Genomic DNA, 20,104 nt, shown 5'->3' on the forward strand with positions numbered 1-20,104 from the left:
CGGCGACCGGCGGGTGCTGCAGCCGGGCCAAGGGGCCGGCTGACCGGCCGTCCGGTGGTGGGTGGTTCGGACGTGGGGACGCCCCGAGCCGCGGTCGGCCGGGCCCCGTAGCATGTGGGCGGCCGTACCGGTCCTGGACCCCGGGGGAGGTGGGTGCGTGTCGGCACCGAGCGGGACACCCGTCCGCCCCGCCGCGCCACAGCTCCGCCTCGTGGTGGCGGCCGGGTCGGAGCTGCGGCACGTCGCGCTGCGCTCCGACGTGGTGCTGGGCGATGCGCTGCGCGCGGCCCTGCTGCCCGTGGACGCGCCCGGCACGCTCGTGCTCGGTGCGACGGGCACGCGTCTGGACCCGCACGCACCCGCCGGTGAGCAGCTCCAGGACGGTGCCACCGTGCACGTCGTGCGGCCGGCGCCCGCACCGGACCGCGAGCTGGCCGCAGGAGCGGCCGGCCGCCGCCCACCACCGCAGGCCGGCCTGTTCGCGATCGTCGGCGCGCTCGGTGTCGTGCTCACCGTCGTCGCCCTGGTCCCGTCGGCCGGCCCCGAGCCCGATGCGCTCGTTCTCGCCGCACTCGTGTGCGTGCTCGCGCTCTGCGCGGCCGGGCTCGCGCTCGCGCGGGTCCCCGCCGCGCGGGCGGCCACGCTCGCGTCGCCCGCGCTCGCGGCCGCCGCAGGCGCCTGGGCGATGCTCCCGGCCACGCCGGCGCAACGTCGCCTCGCGCTGGTCGTCGCGCTCGTGTCGGCGACGGTCGCGGCGTGCGTGCGCGCGGTCGTGACCCATCTCGACCGCTCCGGCGACGACGAGGCGGTCGTCGTGCTCGCGGCGCTCTCGCTGCTCGGCGCGACGCAGGGCGCCGCGCTGCTGCTGGGTCGCCCCGCGCTCGGTGCCGCCGCGTTCGTCGTCGGGCTCTGCCCCCTGGTCCTGCGCCTGGCCCCCCGCTTCTCGCTCGTGGTGCCCGACGACCAGCTCCTCGACATCTCGCACGCGTCGCGGACCGCCGGTTCCGTGCGGGCGCCCCGCCCACGCCCGCTCGGACGTCTCGCCGGACCGGCGGTGCGGCGATCCGTCGACGGTGCCGAGGCGCGCGCGACCGCTGCGGTCGTGGCCGCATGCCTGCTCGCGGTCGTGCTGCTCGGTCCCGTGCTGGCGGCCGCCGAGCCCGGGACCGTGCCCGCGTGGGGTGCGGTCGCGCTCGCGGTGTGCGTCGTGGTCGCGTTCACGCTCGTGCCCCGTACGACGAGGGGGACCGTGACGCGGTGGTGGCCGCGTGCCGCCGCGGGCGCGGCGGTCGTCGAGCTGGCCGTGCTCGGCCCGCTGCCGGCGGCGGGCGACGTCGCGGCGGCGCTCGTCGCGCTCGTGCTCGCCGTCGTCGTCGCTCTCGTGGGCGCCGCGCTCGGGCGGTCGTGGCGGTCGGTGGTCGCCTCCCGGTTCGGTGACGCCCTCGAGGGGTTGGCCCTCGTGCTCAGCCTGCCCGCGGCTGTCGTCGCGGCCGATCTCGTCGACACGCTCCGGAAGGTCACCTCATGACGACGACGTGCCGGTCCTGCGGACGGCCCCTGCGCACCGGTGCCCGGTTCTGCACCGCGTGCGGCGCGCCGGCGGTGACCGCTCCGACGCCCGCTGCGACGCCCGGGTCGACGAGCGCAACGACGAGCGCAACGACGAGAGCTGCCGACCCGCGCGCCGGCGCCGTGGCGGCGCCCGCGAGCGGCCTGGGCGCGGCGTTCTTCGGGGCGGCGACCGTCGGTGTCGGGCCGCGGCTGCTCGCATTCCTCGTGGACTGCGTCGTCGTCGCGCTGGTCGCGACGCTCGTGCTGGTGCTCGGCGGTCCTGTGCTCGCCGCGCTCGTGGCCGTCGAGATCGCCGTCGGTGTCGTCGTGTGGGAGGCGCGGACGGGCTGCACCTTCGGAAACCTCGCGCTCGGGCTGCGGGCCGCGCGTCAGGAGGCGCCGTACGCGCCCGGTCTGCGCCGCGGTGCGCTTCGGGCGCTCGTCGTCGCGGCCGGGCACCTCGTGGCGGGTGTCGGCCAGTGGCTCGTGATCGGGTCGGTGGCCTTCGACCGGGGCGCGCTGCACCAGGGCTGGCACGACCGCGTCGCACGCGCCGTCGTCGTCGACGTCCGTCGGTCCGGGCCCACCGCGGCGAGCCCGGTGGCCCCGGCGGCCCCCGTGTCCACCTTGGCCCCCGTGGCCCCCGTGGCCGCGAGCGGGACCGGCGGCAGCGTCGCGACCGTGGGGTCGCGCGTGCCGTCGCCGTCGGGCGTGTCCGCGGTGTCGTCGGGATCGACGTCTGCGACGAGGCCGGCGCCGCCGGTGACCGGCGCGCGCGTCGTGCCGGTCGTGGTGCTCACGCTCGACACCGGCGAGGCGATGACCGTGGGCGGGCCCGGTGTGATCGGTCGCGCGCCCCGACCGACGCCGGGGGAGCGCTGCGACCACGTCGTCTCGATGGACGACCCTGAGCGTTCGCTGTCGCGGACGCACGCACACTTCGGTGTGGACGCCGACGGTTTCTGGGTGCGCGACGCCGGCTCCGGCAACGGCACGGTGGTGGTCCTGCCGTCGGGTCAGGCGCTCGTCGTCGGCGCGGACCGCCCGTCGCGGGTGCCGTCCGGTGCGACGGTGCGGATCGGCGACCGGTGGTTCGCGGTCGACGTCCCGCGCTGAGTCACCAGCCGTCGTCCTCCTGCGGCAGCTCGACGGGCGGTGCGGAGCTGCGGTCGCCCGCGGACATGCCGCCCGAACGCGTCGCCGCGGCCTCCTCCTCTTCCAGCTCGGGCGCGAGGTAGCCGAGCGCTCCGGCTCGCCGCTTCTTTCGGCTGCTGGAGCCGCCTCCGGCGCCGCCGCCGGTCGTCCCCGAGATCCCGGACGCGCCGCGCGCACCTACGCCGGCACCCGCACCGCCGACGGGTGCTCCCGGTGCGCCGAACCCGCCGACGAGCGTCCCGCCCCCGAGCGCACCGCTGACCGGCACGCCACCCACCGCGCCGGCGGAACCCGTCGAGAGTCCGCCGCGGGCCATCGCGCCGAGCGCCGCGCCCCCGGCGAGGACGCCGCCGACCCCGCCGATCGTGCCCGTCGAGCCACCGCTCCCGGGCGCGCCGGGATAGCCGGGGACTCCCGGCTGGACACCGGGGTTGCCGCCGATCGGACCGTCGACCGGCAGTCGACCGTCGCTCGGACCATCGCCGTGCGTGTCCTCCGGCGGGGTCCACGTGCCGGGCGGGTCCCACGGCGTGCCGGGGCCACCCGGGTCCGTCGGGTCCGTCGGGTCGACGGGGTTCGACGGCGGCCGACCCGGGTCCGTCGGGTCGCCGGGGTTCGACGGAGGCCCACCCGGGTCCGTCGGGTTCGGATCGTTCGGGACGGTCGGTGGGCCGTCGGAGTCCGGCGGGTTCACGACCGGGGGATCCGACGGGGGAACGTACGGCGGCAGGCCCGGACCCCCGTCGGGGAGCGGTGGCCGGGACGGAGTGGGAGCTCCGCCCCCGGAGCCGCCCGAACCGTCGGACCCGTCCTCGCGGTGCTCGCTCGCCGCGAGCCTGCTCATCTGGCCGGCGTACGTGTCCATCTCGGTGCTGAGCACGGACAGCGCGCGGCTCGCCGCGTCCTCCCGTTGCTGCGCGACCGCCGCCTCGATGTACGGCAGTCCCGCGCTCGCACCGTCCTCCACGTACCGGTTGCGCTGCGCGGGGGTGAGCGAGCCGCGGGGCAGCTCGTCGTACTTGTCCTGTGCCCGGGTCACGGCGTTCGCGGCGTTCTGCACGATCACCGACATCTGGGTGGCGATGTCGGCCTGGTCGACGAGGTCCTTCGACAGCTTGGCGATCCCCTCGTCGGCGGCGTCCGCAGCGGAGCCCTCCATCCCGAGCTCGCCCCACATCCGGCCGAGCGTGCTGGAGATCGACTCGAGTCGCTCCTTGAGCCGTCCGACGCGGTCGGCGTCGATCGTGGCGAGTGCGGGACGCGCGTCATGCGTCTCGGCGAGCTGGGCAGCGTTCTCGCGATCCATGATCATTCCCCTGCGTTCGGACGGGCGGGCGGGACGTCGAAGCCGGGCGGTCCCGGCGGTTCGTGCGGGGTGGGTGTCCCGGCAGTACCGGGCGGTGCGGCAGTACCGGGCGGTGCACCGGCGCCCGGCGGCGCGGGCGCACCGGAGCGTCGTCGGGACAGCACGATCGCGGCGACGACGGCCGCGACCAGCGCGAGGGCTCCCACGCCCGCGAGGACCAGCAGCCACGCCGGGACCGTGCTCGCGTCGCTCGGAGCGGCCGTGACGGGTGCCGCCGTCGAGGCGGCGGCGGTCGGCGACTCGGGCGGTGCGCTCGAGGGTTCGGCCGTGGCCGTGTCCGGCGTCGGGCTCGCGTCCGGGTCGGCTCCCATGACCTGCTCGTACGTCGGGAAGCTGTTCGGGTCCTGGTCGAGCAGCGGGTTGACGTCCGGGTAGGTCGTCGGGTCGTACTCGAGCATGTGGCGAGGGTTGACGACGCCTGCGCCGTAGCCGGGTGACTGCGACGGCTCGTGGTCCTCACCGTAGGTGTTGCGCACGAGTGACTGCAGGATCTGGTTCGAGGTCGCGTCGGGGTAGGCCGACCAGACGAGGGCGAGCGCCCCCGAGGTGTAGGCGGCCGCGTTCGACGAGCCGTTCATGAGCGAGTACGACGCGTAGTCGTCGTCGATCTGGCGGATCTGCTCACCCGGCGCCGCGACGTCGGCGGTGATGTTCGCGCCGTCCCAGAGCTTGCCGTCGGGGCCGACCGACTCGACGCCGACCGCCCCGTTGTAGCTCGACGGGTAGGCGACCTGCTTGAGCGAGTCCGACGACATCGCGCCGACGATGATCACTCCGGCGCGCAGCGCGCGGGCGATCGCGTCCGCATCGAAGGGGAAGTCCTGCACGAGCGAGACCGAGATGATGTCGGCCCCGTCCGCGACAGCCTGGTCGATCGCGGCAGAGAGCCAGACGAAGTCGTCGGCCGCGCCGGCCGGCGTCGCGCACCGCAGAGCGATGTCCTCCGCGCTCGGGTTGGTGAGCGCGGCGTAGAAGTTCACCCGCGCCTTCGGTGCGACGCCGAGCGTCCCGGGCTCGCCGTCGATACCGGCGCCCGTGCCGACCAGCAGCGAGACCATCCCCGTGCCGTGGGCGCCCGCGGGGCCGTGGTCGACGGCCGGCATCGGCTCGCCATCGACCCCGTCGCCGCAGTACGACGGTTCGTGAACGTGCACGTCCGCCCCCGCGAGATCGGGCACGTCGGGATTGAGCGCGGTGTCGATGACCGCGACCGTGATGCCCTCACCTTGCGTGCGCTCGTGGATCTTTGCCATGCCGCTCAGCTCGTAGTACCAGAGCCCGTCCATCGCGTCGGCGGCGAGCGCCGGCGTGAGGCCCGTCCCGGTGAGCAGGGTGGCGAGCGCGCACGCGAGGACCACCCGGCGGCCGCGCGGGCCGCCGGTCGCGGTCGTCCGTGGCGCGCGAGTCATCCGAACCAGGGTCATCCGAAGACTTGGCCGGGAGGCCCGGCCGGCGCGCCCGCCCCGTCGAGCTTGTCGACGAGGCTGTCGAACAGCTCGGCCGCGGCCTCGTCCTGGCTCAGCAGCGCGCGCTGCGAATCGGCGAGCGCCGTGCGCATCGTGTCGATGTGCTGCTGCACCTTGCCCAGCGTCGCGAGCAGCGCGTCGAGCTGGGAGACGTAGGCGCTACGGAACCGCTGGACGGACGGCTCGGCCGACCACACGTACGAGCCCTGCCGCCCCTGGACGGCCTCGATCTCGCTACGAACCGCATCCATCTCGTCGTACAGGTCGATGAGCCTGGAGATGCGGTCCGTGAGCAGATCGTGGTCGAGGCTGACCTGGTCGGCCGCCATCTCTCCCCCTGTCCCGGCACCGTCCTGCTGCGCCGTCATCCGTGCCTTACCTCCCCGCCGGCTCACGCTCGCCGGCCGCGGCCCTGCGGGACGGGTGCGAGACCGTGGCACCGCGAGAGTGCCACGGCCTCGCCACGGTCACCAGCGTGCGGCGTTGGAGCGCTCGGTCGCCTGGTAGTCGTCGCCCGACGTGGCGACCGCCTGGCCGACCTGGGCGAGCAGTGCCTTCATGTCGTTGATCGCCGACGTCCACTTGGCACGTGCCGCCTCGTAGGACGCCGACGCCTCGCCGGACCAGTTGGCCCGCAGCGGCTGCAGGGACTGGTCCATCTCGTCCAGGCGGGCCTGGATCTGGTTGGCTCCGGTCTGGATGTCGGCGGCGGCCGTGGCCAGACCGCCGAAGTTCACCTTGAGGTCGCTCATGGGACTCCCCCTCTCAGCCCAGGCGCCCGGACAGGCGCGTGAAGACGGACTGCTGCGCGTCGTCGCTCGCCGTGTAGGACGACTGCGACTGCAGCAGGTTCTGCTCGAACTCGTTCAGCGCCGACACGATCTTCGACGCGTCATCGCGCCACCGCACCATGAGCTGGTTGAAGGCGACTGCGCCCTGGCCCTGCCAGTGCGAGCCGATCCCGGCGAGCTTGCCCTCGAGCGAGCTGAGCTCGCCCTGGAGCTCACCGCGCGTGCGTGCGACGACGTCGGCGCCCTGCTTGAGCGCACCGTCGGCCGCGGAGACCTCTGCTGCCATGACACCTCCCCCGTGCCCGACCCCATCGGGCCGATGCCGGACGCACCCCGGACGGGGCACGTCAGCCCTTGCCACCGGCAACTCCCCGGCGATCTCGAACCGGTGGAACCATAACCGAATCGGACATCCCGGCGCCGCCCCAGCCGGGGGCGATCTGTGGACAAAGGGGGACGCGGCCGGCGCCGATCACCCGTTCGGGTGACACGAGGCGATGTGAGAGCGAACTCCACAGGCCTGCGGACGACGGTCGGCCGCGGATGCCCGTCGTCGTTATGCTGGCGGGCGACCGGGCCCCGCAGGGCACCGGACGTCGACCCGAGCGACCACGAGCAGAGGCAGGACGCCGCATGACCGAGTCGAGCGCGCCCGCCGGGCCCGTCGGCACGATCCTGCGCGTGACCGTCGCCGCGGGAACGCGGCGGATCGACCTCGGCGTGCCGGGCACCGTCGCCGTCGTCGACGTCGTGCCCGGCCTCGCCCGCGCGCTCGGACTGCTCGACACCGCCACCGTCTACGGCGGGTACCACCTCGTCACCGTCGACGGCGTCGTGCTCGACCCTGCCCGTAGCCTCACGGCGGAGGGGGTCCTCGACGGCTCGGTGCTCACGCTGGAGACCGGAGCGTCGCGGGCCGAGCCGCGCGTGTACGACGACGTCGTGGAGGCGGTCGCCGACGCGGTCGAGAACCGCTACCGGCCGTGGACGCCGCGCGACAGTGCGCTCGGTGCGGCCTGGGGCGCGGTGGCGCTGGTCGTGGCCGCCGCGCTGCTGCTGCTCGCGGCCGGCCCCACCGACCCGTTCCCGCCCGTGCTGGCCGCGGTCGGCGCGCTGCTCGTGCTGGTCTCGGGCGCCGTCGTCGCGCGCGTCGGACGGGAGCCGGCGGCCGGCCACGTCCTGGTGCTCGCGGCCGGCGTCCCCGCCGCGGTCGCCGGCCTGACCGCCGGGACCGCGGCTCCCGGCTGGGGCTGGCCCGCCGCCGCGGCCGGCGGCGCGCTCGTCCTCGCGGGCCTGCTCGCGATCCCCGCACTCGTCGAGCACCGCGAGCTCACGATCGCGCCCACCGGGCTCGGGTTCGCGCTCGCCGTCACGGGCCTGATCGTGGGGACGACCGACGCGCAGCCGTCGCAGGTGCTCGCGATCGTGGTGGCCGTGGTGCTCACCGCGAGCATCGGCGTGCCGTGGCTCGCGCTCGCGAGCACACCGCTGCGGGTGGTCTCGCCCCGGTCCGATGCGGAGATCCTGCTCGACCCGGCACCGATCGACGCCCAGGTCGTGCGGCGCCAGCTCGATAGCGGCATCCGGCTGCAGGTGGCGCTCCGGGTCGCCGTCGGGGTGCTCGCGCTCCTCGCGGCGCCCGAGGTCGTGGGCGCCGGAACGGCCGGCACGCTGCTGCTCGTCGTCGGGTTCGTCGGTCTGCTGCTCGCGACGCGGCAGTCCTACCCGCGCGCCGACGTGCTCCTCGTCGTCGCCGAGGGCATCGTCGGGCTCGCGCTGACGGTGCTCGTCGCGGCGGTCATCCACCCGGAGCGGCGCGGCACGCTCGTCGCGCTCGCGACGGTCGCGGCCGCGGTCCTCGTCGGGGTCGGGCTCGTCGCTCCGCGCCGCCGGATCGCCCTCACCCGCCTCGGCGACGTCCTCGAGATGCTCGCGCTCGCCTCGCTGCTTCCGCTCGGCGTCGTCGCCGCCGGACTGGTCTGAGCGGGCCCGGCACGAGCGATGGCGTCCAAGCGCGACCTCGTCGAGGCCCAGGCGTACAGCCGGCGTCGTCTCCTGACCGCGTTCTCGAGCGGCGCCCCGGGCGGTCAGGAGCTCGAACCGACCAAGCCGATGCGTGGCGTCGTCGCGGGCCTGCTGCTCACGGTCGTCGTGGTGCTCGGGTCGCTGGCCTGGGGGCTGCTGCAGCCGACGCTGCCCGACGGCTGGGACCAGGGCAAGCTCGTCGTGACGGACAACGGCGCACGGTACGTCGCGATCGACGGCGTGCTGCACCCGGTGCGGAACGCGACGAGCGCGTACCTCGCGGTGCCGTCGAGCACGTTCGCCGTGATCCAGGTCGACGCCGACGACATCGCCGACGCACCCCGCGGGCCCGAGATCGGGATCGTCGACGCACCCGATGCCCCACCCGCGCGTGCTGCGCTGGTCGGTACCGGGTGGACGGCGTGCGTGGCCGAGGACGGCGTGTCGACCTCCGTGGGGATCGACGTCGGCGCGGTGCCGGCCTCGTCGGCGCTCGTGCGCGTCGACGACGCGACCTACCTCGTCGTCGACGGGCTGCGGCACCTGGTCGACCCGGAGCAGGAGACCGCGGTGCTGCGCGCGCTCGGGCTGGACACCACGACGCCGGTCGAGACGACCGCGGCGTGGCTCAACCTGCTGCCCGCGGGCTCCGACCTGACACCCCTGACCGTGGACGGAGCCGGCGAACGGGTCGACGCGCCCGACGAGCTCGGCGACGTGCGCATCGGGACCGTCGTGCGCCAGTCCGGCGTCGGGCAGGGCGAGCGGACCTTCGTCGTGGTCGAGGACGGTCTCGCGCCGCTGAGCGAGTTCGCGCTCGGCCTCTACGAGCTGGGCTCGGGCCAGGACGCGACCGAGATCGACGTCACGGCGGCACAGATCGCGGGCCTGCCCAACGCAGGCCGACCGGTCGGCCCGGCCGACTGGCCCACCGAACCCGTCGAGCCGCTCCCCGCGGACCTCGTGCCGTGCGTGCTCCTGACGTCGGGCGGCGCACGGACCGGCACAGCCTCCGGCACGGAGACCGACGCGACGACCGACGCGACGACCGACGCGACGACCGACGCGACGACCGACGCGACGGTGCAGCTGGTCGCCGTACCAGCGCCCACGGACACGAGCCCGGGTGCCGGCATCCACGTCGCGCCCGGCGCGGGAGCTCTCGTGGTGGCGCGCACCACGACGGGTGGGGCCGGCGTGCACGGTCTGGTCGACGAGACCGGCCGGTTGTTCGCGCTGCCGACCGCCGACGACGAGACGCTCGCGCGCCTGGGCTACGTGCCCGCCGACGTGCGCGCGGTGCCGCCCGCGTGGACGGCGCTGTTCCCGGCCGGCCCGGACCTGACGACCGAGGCCGCGCTGGACCTGGGGACGTCGTGAGCCGCGTCGGGCGCGCGGTCGCCGGCGCGCTGGCCACGGTGTGCGGTGTGACGTTGCTGGTCACCCCGGCGATCGCACCGGGTGCCCGGGCCGCCGACGCGGTCGCGTGCAGCGACGGCCCCGCGACCCTGACCCTCGAGCGCCCGCCCGCACTCGCGCAGCTCTCGGCGGCGCAGGCGTGGCAGGTCGCCACGGGCGCGCGCGTCGTCGTCGCGGTCGTCGACTCGGGCGTGGACGCCACCTCGCCCCACCTCACGGACGCGGTGCTGCCCGGCGTCGACCTGGTGGGCCTGGACGCCGACACCACGGGCCAGGCCGACGCGCTCGGTCACGGCACGGCGCTCGCCGGGGCGATCGCCGCGCGCAAGATCCGCGGCTCGGGCGTCGTCGGGCTCGCGCGTGACGCGAAGGTGCTGCCCGTACGGGTCTTCTACGACGAGGGGGACCGCGCGAAGGACGAGGGCGTCGCACCCACGCCGGCGCGGATCGCCGAGGGCATCCGCTGGGCGGTCGACCACGGCGCGCAGGTGGTCAACGTCTCGATGTCGACGCTCGAGGACTCGGCGAACCTGCGCGGCGCGGTCGAGCACGCGGCGCAGGAAGGTGTGCTCGTCGTCGCGAGCGCGGGCAACCGCGAGACGGCCGACGACAAGGGCGACGGCCCGCGCTACCCCGCGGCCTACCCCGGCGTGCTCGGCGTCGCCGCGGTCGACCGTGACCTCGCCCCCACCGACGCGTCGATACGCGGCCCGCAGGTGGACGTCGCCGCGCCGGGGCAGGACGTCGTGTCCGCCTACCCGGGCGGCGGCGACTGCGTGCTCGCGAGCGACACGCCCTCGTCGAGCTTCGCGACCGCGTACGTGAGCGCGGCTGCCGCGCTGCTCGCCGAGCGCTACCCCGACGAGGACCCGCAGCAGTGGACGTACCGGCTCGAGGCGACGGCGGCGCGTCCGGGTGCGGACACGCGCGACGACTCGATCGGCTGGGGCGTCATCCGCCCGGACGCGGCGCTCGCGTTCGTCGACGACGGCACCGCACCGGGTCCGACGAGCCCGACCCACCCGCGGGCCGACACCGCGCCGGTCGACCTGGGCTCGGTCGCGGTCGTCGAGGACGTCGACCCGTTGGCCGGCGCGAGCTCGTCCTCGGCGTGGTGGCTGCTCGTCGCGGCCGCGGCGGTGACGTCGTGCTCGCTCGCGTGGCGGCTCGTGCGCCCGGCACGAGCGCGTGCACGGGCAGGGGCGCGCGGACCGGTGCCGCGATGAGCGCCGTGCTGCCCGGCCTGCGGTTCGGGGTGGCGTCGGCTGCGGGGCCACGCGAGACCAACGAGGACGCGACGCTCGCGCAGGACGACGTCTTCCTCGTCGCCGACGGCATGGGCGGCCACGACGCGGGCGAGGTCGCGAGCGCGACCGCGGTGGATGCGCTGCGCGCGCTCGCGGACGACGCGACGGCCGCGGCGCAGGCCGGCGCACCGTCGGGTGTGTCCGAGCAGGACGTGCGGGCGGCCGTCGCGGCGGCGCACGACAGCGTCCGCGCGCTCGCGGACAGCGGTCATCGCCGGCCGGGCACGACGCTCGCCGGCGTCGTCGTGACGCGGCGTGCGGGTGCGCCGTGCTGGCTCGTCGTGAACGTGGGTGACTCGCGCACGTACCGGATGGCGGGCGCGGTCCTCGAGCAGGTCTCGCGCGACCACTCCGAGGTCGCCGAGCTCGTCGCGGACGGGCTGCTGCCGCCCGACGAGGCCGCGCGCCACCCGTGGCGGCACGTCGTGACCCGCGTCCTGGGCGGGGGAGCCTCCAGCGTCGAACCCGACGTGTTCCTGCTGCCCGTGAGCCCGGGCGACCGGATGCTCGTCTGCTCGGACGGCCTGACCGACGCGCTGCCCGACGCGCGCGTCGAGGCCGAGCTGAAGGCGCTGGACGACCCGCAGGCGGCCGCGGACCGACTGGTCGCCGCGGCGCTCGCGGCGGGCGCGCGGGACAACGTCACGGTGATCGTCGTGGACGCGCCGGCCCACCTGCCCGGCTGAGCGGCGTCACCCCGCGCGGGCCGCCAGGACCTGCGCGCGCCCGGTGCGCCACCCGTCGACCGCGAGCGCGACGAGCGCGACCCACACGAGCGCAAACCCCCACCAGCGCGCGGGCGGCATGTGCTCGTCGAGCAGGAGCACGCCGATGACGAAGTGCATCGTCGGGGTGATGTACTGCAGCAGCCCGACCACCGTGAGCGGCAGCCGCCGCGCGGCGTCGTTGAACAGCAGCAGCGGCACCGTCGTCACCACGCCGGTGAACGCGAGCAGCGCGGCATGCCCCACCCCGTTCCCGACGAACGTGCCTCGACCCGAGGCGCCCAGCCACGCCAGGTACGCCAGCGCGACCGGCGCGAGCACGAGCGTCTCGGCCGCGAAGCCGGGCATCGCCCCGACGGTGCGACCGACGCGGTTCTTGATGAGGCCGTACAGCCCGAACGAGACGGCGAGCGTCAGCGCGATCCACGGCACACGGCCGTAGCCGACCGTGAGCACCATGACGGCCGCTGCGCCGCAGCCGAGCGCGACCCACTGCACGGTCCGCACGCGCTCGTGCAGCACGAGCACCGCGAGCGCGACGGTCACCAGCGGATTGACGAAGTACCCCAGCGACGCGTCGACGACGTGCCCCGACTGCACGCCGAACACGAACACGAGCCAGTTCGTCGCGAGCAGCACCGCGGCGAGGGCCAGCAGTCCCAGCGTTCGGCGGTCGCGCAGCACGACGACGAACGCGCGCCACGAGCGCGTCACGACGAGCAGGAGGCAGCAGAACAGCAGCGACCAGACCGCGCGGTGCGCGACGACCTCGTCGGCGGTCGCGGGCGCGAGCACGGTGAAGTAGAGGGGCAGCAACCCCCACAGCACGTACGCGCCGATCCCCGCGGTCAGGCCGCGTCGGTCGGGGGCGTCGCTCACCTGCGCACCCTAGACCGCGCGCGGCGCCACCTGTTGACGACGGGCCCCGACGCCCCTACTGTCCGTTTGCAGCAACTTTCATCGCTCTTGCGATGGAGTTGCAGACCACGGGGACGCGCCCGGACGCCCGGCGTCCGGTACCTCCTCCTCGCCCGCTCGTCGGGCGCGGCGCCCCCGAAGCCGGCCCCGGCCGGTGCGGCCGTCGCGACGGTGCGGCGGTCAGGCCTGGTCGACGACGACGTCGGCCCGACAGGAGGAGTGAACCGTGCGCACCACCCCGCAGCCCCCACCCACGAGCGGCACGCGCCGGCGCGGCGCGCTCGCCGCGATGCTCGGGGCGACGCTCGCGCTCGGCGCGGGCCTCGCCGCCGCGTCGCTCGGCCACGCCGCACCCGCCGCAGCGGCCCCGTCGGGCGACCGCAACGTCGGCGTCAACCTGTTCCAGTGGACGTGGACCTCGATCGCCAGCGAGTGCACCGACCACCTCGGCCCCGACGGTTACGCCTGGGTGCAGACCTCCCCGCCGCAGGAGCACCCCGTGCTCGCCGGCCAGTGGTGGACCTCGTACCAGCCCGTCAGCTACAAGATCGAGTCGAAGCTGGGCACGCGCGCGCAGTACAAGGCCATGATCGACACCTGTCGCGCGGCGGGCGTGCAGGTCATCGCGGACGTCGTCATCAACCACATGTCGGGCCAGACGGGCGGGACCGGCTGGGCGGGCACCGTGTTCTCCACGGAGACCTACCCGGGTCCGGCCGGCGGCTACGGTCCGCAGGACTTCCACTCGTGCCGCACCGACATCAGCAACTACGGCGACCGCGACCAGGTGCAGAACTGTCGGCTCGTCGGGCTGCAGGACCTCAACACGGGCAGCGAGTACGTCCGCCAGGAGATCGCGGACTACCTCAACGACCTGATCTCGCTGGGCGTGCGCGGGTTCCGTGTCGACGCCGCCAAGCACATCTCGGCCACAGACCTGGCCGCGATCAAGGCGAAGGTCTCCGACCAGAGCGTCTACATCGTGCAGGAGGTCATCGGCGCCTCGGGTGAGCCCGTGCAGCCGAGCGAGTACCTGGGCATCGGCGACTCGCACGAGTTCAACTACGCGCGCAACCTCAAGAGCGTCTTCAACGGCGGCAACCTCACGTCGTTGCAGGGCCTGTCCGGCGCGTCGTGGCTGCTGCCCTCGGACAAGGCGGGCGTGTTCGTCGACAACCACGACACCGAGCGCAACGGCGAGACGCTGAACTACAAGTACGGCTCGACCTACCGGCTCGCCAACGTGTTCATGCTCGCCTACCCGTACGGCTGGCCGACGGTCTACTCCGGCTACGAGTTCTCCGACAACAACGCCGGCGCACCCCAGCAGTCGAACGGCAAGGTGAACGACGCGGTCTGCGCCTCGGGCGCGTTCACGTGCGCGCACCGGTGGAACGAGACCGCGCACATGGTCGGGTTCCGCAACGCGGTGGCAGGCACGTCCGTGACCTCCTGGTGGGACAACGGCTACGACCAGATCGCCTTCGCCCGCGGGGACAAGGGGTACGTCGCGATCAACCGGACGGGCAACGCCCTCACGCGCACGTTCACGACGAAGCTGCCCGCGGGTCAGTACTGCGACGTGATCGGCGGCTCCGCCGGGTCGTCGTGCACGGGGACGACCGTGACGGTCGACGGCTCGGGCAACGCGACGTTCACCGTCCCGGCCAACGGCGCGGTCGCGCTGCACGTCGGGGCGCGACCGGGCACGACGAGCTCGCCGAGCCCGTCCACGTCGACCCCGACCGGCCAGGACCTGACCGTCTACTACGCGACCACGAAGGGCTGGTCGGCGTACCGGATCCACTACCGCGTCGGCACCGGCGCGTGGACGACCGTCCCGGGCGAGCTCATGTCGGCCGCGTGCACCGGCTGGGTGCAGCGCACCGTCGACAGCAACGGCGCGACGGTGACCGCGGCGTTCACCGACGGCAACGGCAGCTGGGACAACAACGGCTCGCGTGACTACACGTTGTCCGGGTCCGTCGCGGCGGTCTCCGGCGGCGTGGTCACGACGAGCGACCCGTGCGGCACGACGAGCACGCCCACGACGAGCCCCAGCGCCACGCCCTCGCCGACGAGCAGCCCGACCGCGAGCACGGCGGCCGTCTCGTTCGGCGTCACGGCGACGACGTCGTGGGGACAGAACCTGTTCGTCGTCGGCGACGCCGCGGCGCTCGGCGGCTGGGACACCTCGAAGGCCGTCGCGCTCTCGTCGGCGACCTACCCGGTGTGGCGCGCGTCGGTGACGCTGCCCGCGGGCACGGCCGTGCAGTACAAGTACGTCCGCAAGGACGCGAGCGGCGCCGTGACGTGGGAGAGCGGGTCCAACCGCACGGTGACCGTGCCCGCGACGGGCACCCTCACGCTCACCGACACGTGGCGCGGGTGACGCCCCGGGTGCGGTGATCGACCGGCCGGGTCCGCCACCTCCGCGGCGGCCCGGTCCCGGGGCGGGGTGGCGTCGGCGCGTGGAGGTGCCGACGCCACCCCGTTCGTGTGCCCGCATGCTGGCCACGGTGTCCGCATGCTGGCCACGGTGTCCGAGGCGTGGGCGTGGGGCCCCTAAACTGGCGCCAGCACCGCCCTGCCCGCCGTGACTGCCCCTGACTGCCTGCGTGACCGCCGCTGCGAGGGGCGCCGCAGCACGAGGGGCCGGCAGGGCCCTGGTCCCGATCGGAAGGTCTGCCCCGTGAGCACCCCGACCCTGCGCGTCGCCGTCGTCGGCGCCGGCCCTGCCGGTATCTACGCGTCCGACATCCTGGCCAAGACCGGGCTGGACGTCAGCATCGACCTGTACGAGCGCCTGCCCGCGCCGTTCGGCCTCGTGCGCTACGGCGTCGCGCCGGACCACCCGCGCATCAAGCAGATCATCGTCGCGCTGCACAAGGTGCTCGAGCGCGGCGACATCCGCCTGCTCGCCAACGTGGACTACGGCACGGACCTCAAGCTCGACGACCTGCGCCAGTTCTACGACGCCGTCATCTTCTCGACGGGCTCGATCCGCGACGCCGCGCTGCCGATCCCGGGCGTGGACCTCGAGGGCTCCTACGGCGCCGCGGACTTCGTCTCCTGGTACGACGGTCACCCGGACGTGCCGCGCACCTGGCCGCTCGACGACACCCAGGTCGCCGTGATCGGTGCGGGCAACGTGGCGCTCGACGTCGCGCGCATCCTCGCCAAGCACGCCGACGACCTGCTGCCCACCGAGGTGCCGGGCAACGTCTACGACATCCTCAAGGCGAGCCCGGTCACCGACGTGCACGTGTTCGCGCGTCGCGGGCCCGCGCAGGTGAAGTTCTCGCCGCTCGAGCTGCGCGAGCTGGGCCACGTCCCGGACGTCGACGTGGTCGTCTACCCCGAGGACTTCGAGTTCGACGAGGGCTCGATGTCGGCGATCCACTCGTCGAACCAGACCAAGCAGGTCGTCAAGACCCTCACGGACTGGACGCTCAAGGAGCCCGAGGAGTTCACCGCGTCGCGCCGGATCCACCTGCACTTCCTGCACAAGCCCTCCGAGATCCTCGGCGAGGACGGCAAGGTCGTCGCGATCCGCACGGAGCGCACCGCGCTCAACGGCGACGGCAACTCGACCGGCACGGGTCAGTTCCACGACTGGCCCGTCCAGGCCGTCTACCGCGCGGTCGGGTACTTCGGCTCGCCGCTCGTGGACATCCCGTTCGACGACGTCGCGGGTGTGATCCCCAACCGCGAGGGTCGCGTCATCGACGTCGACGGCGAGCCCCTGCCCGGCGTGTACGCGACCGGCTGGATCAAGCGCGGCCCGGTCGGCCTCATCGGCCACACCAAGTCCGACGCGTCCGAGACGATCCGCCACCTCGGCGAGGACGTCGCGGCCGGCGGCGACGCGTTCTACACGGCCGTCGACCGCGAGCCCGACGCCGTCACGGACTTCCTCGCGTCGCGCGGCGTCGACGTCATCCAGTGGACCGGCTGGGAGCTGCTCGACGCGTACGAGCGCGAGCTCGGCTCCGCGCAGGGTCGCGAGCGCGTCAAGGTCGTCCCGCGCGAGGAGATGGTCGACGTGTCTCTGGGGCGCAGCTCGACGCGCTGAGGCAGGAACGGGCCCTTCTCGTCGTACGTTGTGCCGGGAAGACCCGAACCACGCACGACGAGGACGGACATGACGCACCACCACTTCAACGGGCTCAAGACCGCGCTGCTGTTCGGCGTGATGTGGGCCGTCCTGCTCCTGATGGGCTGGCTGCTCGGGGGCGGCACGCCCAAGTTCCTGTGGTTCTTCACGGTGCTCGGCGTCGTCATGACGTTCGTCGGGTTCTGGAACTCGGACAAGATCGCGATCAAGACGATGAAGGCCGTGCCCGTCACCGAGGCGCAGCAGCCCGCGATGTACCGCATCGTGCGGGAGCTCTCGACGAAGGCGCGTCAGCCGATGCCTCGCCTGTACGTCTCCCCCACGCAGGCGCCCAACGCGTTCGCGACCGGCCGCAACCCCCGCAACGCTGCCGTGTGCTGCACCGCGGGCATCCTCACGCTGCTCGACGAGCGCGAGCTGCGCGGCGTGCTCGGCCACGAGCTCCAGCACGTCTACAACCGCGACATCCTCACGTCGTCGGTGGCCGCCGCGGTCGCCGGCGTGATCACGTCGCTCGCCCAGATGGCGTTCTGGTTCGGCGGCGACCGTCGGGACAACAGCAACCCGCTCGCGGGTCTGCTGCTCCTGCTCCTGGCGCCGCTGGCCGCGACGATGATCCAGCTCGCGATCAGCCGCACGCGCGAGTACGACGCCGACGAGGACGGCGCGTCGCTCACGGGCGACCCGTTGGCCCTGGCGTCAGCGCTGCGCAAGCTCGAGTCGGGGACCCGGGCGCGTCCGCTACCCAAGGACCAGAAGCTCGAGAACGTCTCGCACCTCATGATCGCGAACCCGTTCAACGCGGCGGGCGCGGCACGGCTGTTCTCGACCCACCCGCCGATGGCGGACCGCATCGCGCGGCTCGAGGCCCAGGCCGGCACCCAGGACGGCATCACGCGCTACTGATCGGCGTCGGCCGCCGGGGATGCCGTGCGCCGGGGGGCGCTGGTTAGGATCGGGGAACTGCGGTGAGGCTGCCGCGTACTCGGAGGTCGCCCATGCCCCGGACCCGGCTGTGGACCACGTTCGTCGGAATGGCCGCGCTGGTCGCGCTCGCCGTCGCCGCACCCGTCGCGGCCGCCGACCCGCCCGCGGACCCGTTCCCGGTGGACGAGCCGCTGGCCACGGGCTTCGCGAGCGACTCGTGGGTGCTGCCCGGCGGTGCGACCAACGTCGCGGCGTTCGTCGACGGTGCGCTGCGCCTGACGCCGGCCACCAACTTCGTCCAGGGTGACGCGACGCTCGCGCAGGGCTTCGACTCGGACGTCGCGTTCGACGTCGACTTCGACCTCGGTGCGTGGGGCGGCGGCAACCCGGGCGACGCGATGACGTTCTTCCTGCAGGACGCCGCCGTCGCGCCGAACCTGGGCATCAACGGCGGCGCGGCGGGCTACGCCGGCAAGCAGGGCGGCTACGTCGCGGTCGGGTTCGACAACGCCGGCAACTTCGCGACCGACTCCGGGTCGTGGGGGCCGTTCAACGCGAGCCTTGCGAACTCGGTGGTGCTGCGCGGCGCCGCAGGCGCGACCGGTCCGATGCAGTGGCCCGTGCTCGCGCGCGTGCCCGCGACGATCCAGACCACCGAGACCACCCCGCGCCACGTCCACCTCGAGGTGCGCCCCGCGCCGAACAGCTCGATCACGCTGACCGTCGTGCTCGACGGCGTGACCGTGTTCGACGAGGTCGACGTGCGGACCGTGGAACCCGCCGCCGACCCCGGCGCGACCCCGCCGGTCCCCGTGCGCGGCCAGCCTGCGCGGCCGGCCCGCTTCATGCTCGGCTTCTCGGCGTCCACCGGCGGCGCGCAGAACAACTACGAGGTCTCGAACCTCGAGGCCACCGCCGCGGCGGACGTCGCGATCACGACCGACGGCCCCGCGGTCGTCGAGCCGGGCACGAGCGCCACGTGGACCGTGACGGCGACGAACGACGACACCAACCCGGTGACCGGCGCGACCGTCGACCTGGGCCTGCCCGCCGGCGTCACGGACGTCTCGTGGACCTGCACGGCTGTGGGTGCCTCGTCGTGCCCCGCCTCGGGTTCCGACGAGGAGCTGCTCGTCGACCTGGTGCGGTCAGGTCAGGTCGTGATCGAGGTGACCGCCACCGTCCCGGACGCGCTCGCGGGCAGCACCCTGACGCAGACCGCGAGCATCACCGCACCCGCGGACCGCACCGAGACCGCGCTCGCCGACAACACGGCGACGTGGACGACGACCGTGCTCGACTTCCCGGACCTGGCCGTGACCCTGACGCCGGACTCGGCCGCCGTGGTCTACGGCGGCACGGCGTCCTGGACGGTCGACGTCGAGAGCCTCGGCCTGGGCGACGCACCGGGCAACCGCGTGGTCGTCGTGCTGCCGCCCGTCGTCGACCCCGCGACGGTCGACGTGCCCGGCTGTGTCGTCGCCGGTTCGACCCTGACGTGCGACCTCGGCCTGATGACGTCGGGCGAGTCGCAGGGCTTCTCCGTGTCCGGTGCGGTGACGGGCGACCTCGACGCGTGCATCGCGCAGGACCTGCGCACGACGGCGACCGTCTCGGGCGCGCGGCGCGAGCTGGTCACGGCGAACAACTCCGACGAGTCCACCGGGACCTGCTCGGTGCCGGTCGACCTGTCGATCACGAAGACCGGCCCGGCCGGGGCCGTCGTCGGCGACGACGTGACCTTCACGATCGAGGTGACCAACGCCGCAGACGTTCCCGCCCCGGCCACCCGCGTCACCGACGTCCTGCCGGACGGCCTCGCGGACGCCTCCTGGACCTGCGAGAACCCGGACGGGGTGCCGTGCGAACAACCCGCGGGCGACGGTGACGTCGACACGTCGGTCGACCTGCCCGCCGGCGGCACCGCGACGATCGTCGTGACCGGCGTCGCCGACGCGGCCGGCGAGCTCGCCAACACCGCGACCGTCACCCCGTGCGCGGTCTGCGACGACGAGAGCACGTCGGACGACACCGCGAGCGCGGTCGTCGTCGTCGAACCGACCCCGACGCCGACCCCGTCGCCCACGGTGACCCCGACGCCGACACCCACGTCGACCCCGACCTCGGGCCCGGCGCCGACACCCACGCCGACGTCGGCGCCGGACGACCCGGACCTGGCGGTCACCGGTGCGGCCGGCGCGCCGGGACTCGCCGCACTGACCGCCGTCCTGCTCACCGCTGGCGCAGCCCTGCTCCTGATCCGCCGCCGCCCGACCCGCTGATCCCCACCGTCCACGGACACCCCCACCGTCCACGGACACCCCCACCGCCCACGGA

Annotated in this window: 16 protein-coding genes; 10 read left to right on the forward strand and 6 right to left on the reverse strand. The window is 74.4% G+C overall.

Annotation, left to right across the window (positions count from 1 at the left end; genetic code table 11):
• Window positions 1–157: 157 nt before the first annotated feature.
• Window positions 158–1,528, forward strand: a complete 1,371-nt coding sequence (locus CCO02nite_RS14815; protein WP_146843949.1) for a hypothetical protein — start codon at window positions 158–160, stop codon at window positions 1,526–1,528.
• A complete protein-coding gene (locus CCO02nite_RS14820; RefSeq protein ID WP_146843950.1) occupies window positions 1,525–2,667 on the forward strand; it encodes an RDD family protein in 1,143 nt (380 codons plus the stop codon). Before CCO02nite_RS14815 ends, CCO02nite_RS14820 begins: the two co-directional genes overlap by 4 nt.
• Window position 2,668: 1 nt before the next feature.
• Here CCO02nite_RS14820 and CCO02nite_RS14825 read toward each other — a convergent pair whose 3' ends face one another.
• The 5 genes from CCO02nite_RS14825 to CCO02nite_RS14845 all read right to left on the reverse strand — a co-directional run bounded on the left by CCO02nite_RS14825 (window position 2,669) and on the right by CCO02nite_RS14845 (window position 6,615).
• Complete coding sequence (locus CCO02nite_RS14825) at window positions 2,669–4,012, reverse strand: WXG100 family type VII secretion target (protein ID WP_146843951.1); 1,344 nt, start codon at window positions 4,010–4,012, stop codon at window positions 2,669–2,671.
• Window positions 4,013–4,014: 2 nt separating this feature from the next.
• Window positions 4,015–5,481, reverse strand: coding sequence for a S8 family peptidase (locus tag CCO02nite_RS14830; protein ID WP_186812724.1), 1,467 nt, complete (start codon window positions 5,479–5,481; stop codon window positions 4,015–4,017).
• An 11-nt stretch (window positions 5,482–5,492) separates the two neighbouring features.
• On the reverse strand, window positions 5,493–5,906 hold the full coding sequence (locus CCO02nite_RS14835; RefSeq protein WP_146843953.1) for a hypothetical protein: 414 nt from the start codon (window positions 5,904–5,906) through the stop codon (window positions 5,493–5,495).
• Window positions 5,907–6,005: 99 nt separating this feature from the next.
• Window positions 6,006–6,290, reverse strand: coding sequence for a WXG100 family type VII secretion target (locus CCO02nite_RS14840; RefSeq protein ID WP_146843954.1), 285 nt, complete (start codon window positions 6,288–6,290; stop codon window positions 6,006–6,008).
• Window positions 6,291–6,303: 13 nt separating this feature from the next.
• A complete protein-coding gene (locus CCO02nite_RS14845) occupies window positions 6,304–6,615 on the reverse strand; it encodes a WXG100 family type VII secretion target (RefSeq protein ID WP_146843955.1) in 312 nt (103 codons plus the stop codon).
• A gap of 347 nt (window positions 6,616–6,962) precedes the next feature.
• On the opposite strand from CCO02nite_RS14845, the gene eccD reads away from it, so the two are divergent.
• Genes eccD through CCO02nite_RS14865 form a run of 4 tightly spaced genes read left to right on the forward strand, consistent with a single transcriptional unit; the run spans window position 6,963 to window position 11,766 of the window.
• Complete coding sequence (gene eccD / locus CCO02nite_RS14850; protein WP_146843956.1) at window positions 6,963–8,312, forward strand: type VII secretion integral membrane protein EccD; 1,350 nt, start codon at window positions 6,963–6,965, stop codon at window positions 8,310–8,312.
• Window positions 8,313–8,330: 18 nt separating this feature from the next.
• On the forward strand, window positions 8,331–9,734 hold the full coding sequence (eccB, locus tag CCO02nite_RS14855; RefSeq protein ID WP_146843957.1) for a type VII secretion protein EccB: 1,404 nt from the start codon (window positions 8,331–8,333) through the stop codon (window positions 9,732–9,734).
• Entirely contained in the window at window positions 9,731–10,999 is a 1,269-nt protein-coding gene (locus tag CCO02nite_RS14860) for a S8 family serine peptidase (protein WP_186812725.1), read from the forward strand. Before eccB ends, CCO02nite_RS14860 begins: the two co-directional genes overlap by 4 nt.
• Window positions 10,996–11,766 (forward strand): PP2C family protein-serine/threonine phosphatase, encoded by a 771-nt coding sequence (locus CCO02nite_RS14865; RefSeq protein WP_146843959.1) that lies wholly within the window; start codon window positions 10,996–10,998, stop codon window positions 11,764–11,766. Before CCO02nite_RS14860 ends, CCO02nite_RS14865 begins: the two co-directional genes overlap by 4 nt.
• Window positions 11,767–11,772: 6 nt before the next feature.
• Here CCO02nite_RS14865 and rarD read toward each other — a convergent pair whose 3' ends face one another.
• Window positions 11,773–12,684, reverse strand: coding sequence for an EamA family transporter RarD (gene rarD / locus CCO02nite_RS14870; protein ID WP_146843960.1), 912 nt, complete (start codon window positions 12,682–12,684; stop codon window positions 11,773–11,775).
• Window positions 12,685–12,949: 265 nt separating this feature from the next.
• Here rarD and CCO02nite_RS14875 point away from each other — a divergent pair, with 265 nt between their 5' ends.
• From CCO02nite_RS14875 to CCO02nite_RS14890, 4 genes are all read left to right on the forward strand, one after another.
• Entirely contained in the window at window positions 12,950–15,115 is a 2,166-nt protein-coding gene (locus CCO02nite_RS14875; protein ID WP_246117581.1) for a carbohydrate-binding module family 20 domain-containing protein, read from the forward strand.
• Window positions 15,116–15,415: 300 nt separating this feature from the next.
• On the forward strand, window positions 15,416–16,798 hold the full coding sequence (locus CCO02nite_RS14880) for an FAD-dependent oxidoreductase (protein ID WP_146843961.1): 1,383 nt from the start codon (window positions 15,416–15,418) through the stop codon (window positions 16,796–16,798).
• A 69-nt stretch (window positions 16,799–16,867) separates the two neighbouring features.
• On the forward strand, window positions 16,868–17,746 hold the full coding sequence (htpX, locus tag CCO02nite_RS14885) for a zinc metalloprotease HtpX (protein WP_146843962.1): 879 nt from the start codon (window positions 16,868–16,870) through the stop codon (window positions 17,744–17,746).
• Window positions 17,747–17,838: 92 nt separating this feature from the next.
• Window positions 17,839–20,049, forward strand: coding sequence for an LAVTG motif-containing sortase-dependent surface protein (locus tag CCO02nite_RS14890; RefSeq protein ID WP_146843963.1), 2,211 nt, complete (start codon window positions 17,839–17,841; stop codon window positions 20,047–20,049).
• Window positions 20,050–20,104: the final 55 nt, after the last annotated feature.

This window comes from Cellulomonas composti, assembly GCF_007990245.1.
GTDB classification, from domain to species: domain Bacteria; phylum Actinomycetota; class Actinomycetes; order Actinomycetales; family Cellulomonadaceae; genus Cellulomonas; species Cellulomonas composti.

What these genes read in the sequence shown, in the direction of transcription:
- CCO02nite_RS14840 (WP_146843954.1), bottom strand. Translation starts at nt 6,290, where the DNA reads ATGAGCGACCTCAAGGTGAACTTCGGCGGTCTGGCCACGGCCGCCGCC.
- CCO02nite_RS14825 (WP_146843951.1), bottom strand. Translation starts at nt 4,012, where the DNA reads ATGGATCGCGAGAACGCTGCCCAGCTCGCCGAGACGCATGACGCGCGT.
- CCO02nite_RS14835 (WP_146843953.1), bottom strand. Translation starts at nt 5,906, where the DNA reads ATGACGGCGCAGCAGGACGGTGCCGGGACAGGGGGAGAGATGGCGGCC.
- CCO02nite_RS14830 (WP_186812724.1), bottom strand. Translation starts at nt 5,481, where the DNA reads ATGACTCGCGCGCCACGGACGACCGCGACCGGCGGCCCGCGCGGCCGC.
- CCO02nite_RS14865 (WP_146843959.1), top strand. Translation starts at nt 10,996, where the DNA reads ATGAGCGCCGTGCTGCCCGGCCTGCGGTTCGGGGTGGCGTCGGCTGCG.
- eccD (WP_146843956.1), top strand. Translation starts at nt 6,963, where the DNA reads ATGACCGAGTCGAGCGCGCCCGCCGGGCCCGTCGGCACGATCCTGCGC.
- CCO02nite_RS14890 (WP_146843963.1), top strand. Translation starts at nt 17,839, where the DNA reads ATGCCCCGGACCCGGCTGTGGACCACGTTCGTCGGAATGGCCGCGCTG.
- CCO02nite_RS14845 (WP_146843955.1), bottom strand. Translation starts at nt 6,615, where the DNA reads ATGGCAGCAGAGGTCTCCGCGGCCGACGGTGCGCTCAAGCAGGGCGCC.
- eccB (WP_146843957.1), top strand. Translation starts at nt 8,331, where the DNA reads ATGGCGTCCAAGCGCGACCTCGTCGAGGCCCAGGCGTACAGCCGGCGT.
- htpX (WP_146843962.1), top strand. Translation starts at nt 16,868, where the DNA reads ATGACGCACCACCACTTCAACGGGCTCAAGACCGCGCTGCTGTTCGGC.
- CCO02nite_RS14820 (WP_146843950.1), top strand. Translation starts at nt 1,525, where the DNA reads ATGACGACGACGTGCCGGTCCTGCGGACGGCCCCTGCGCACCGGTGCC.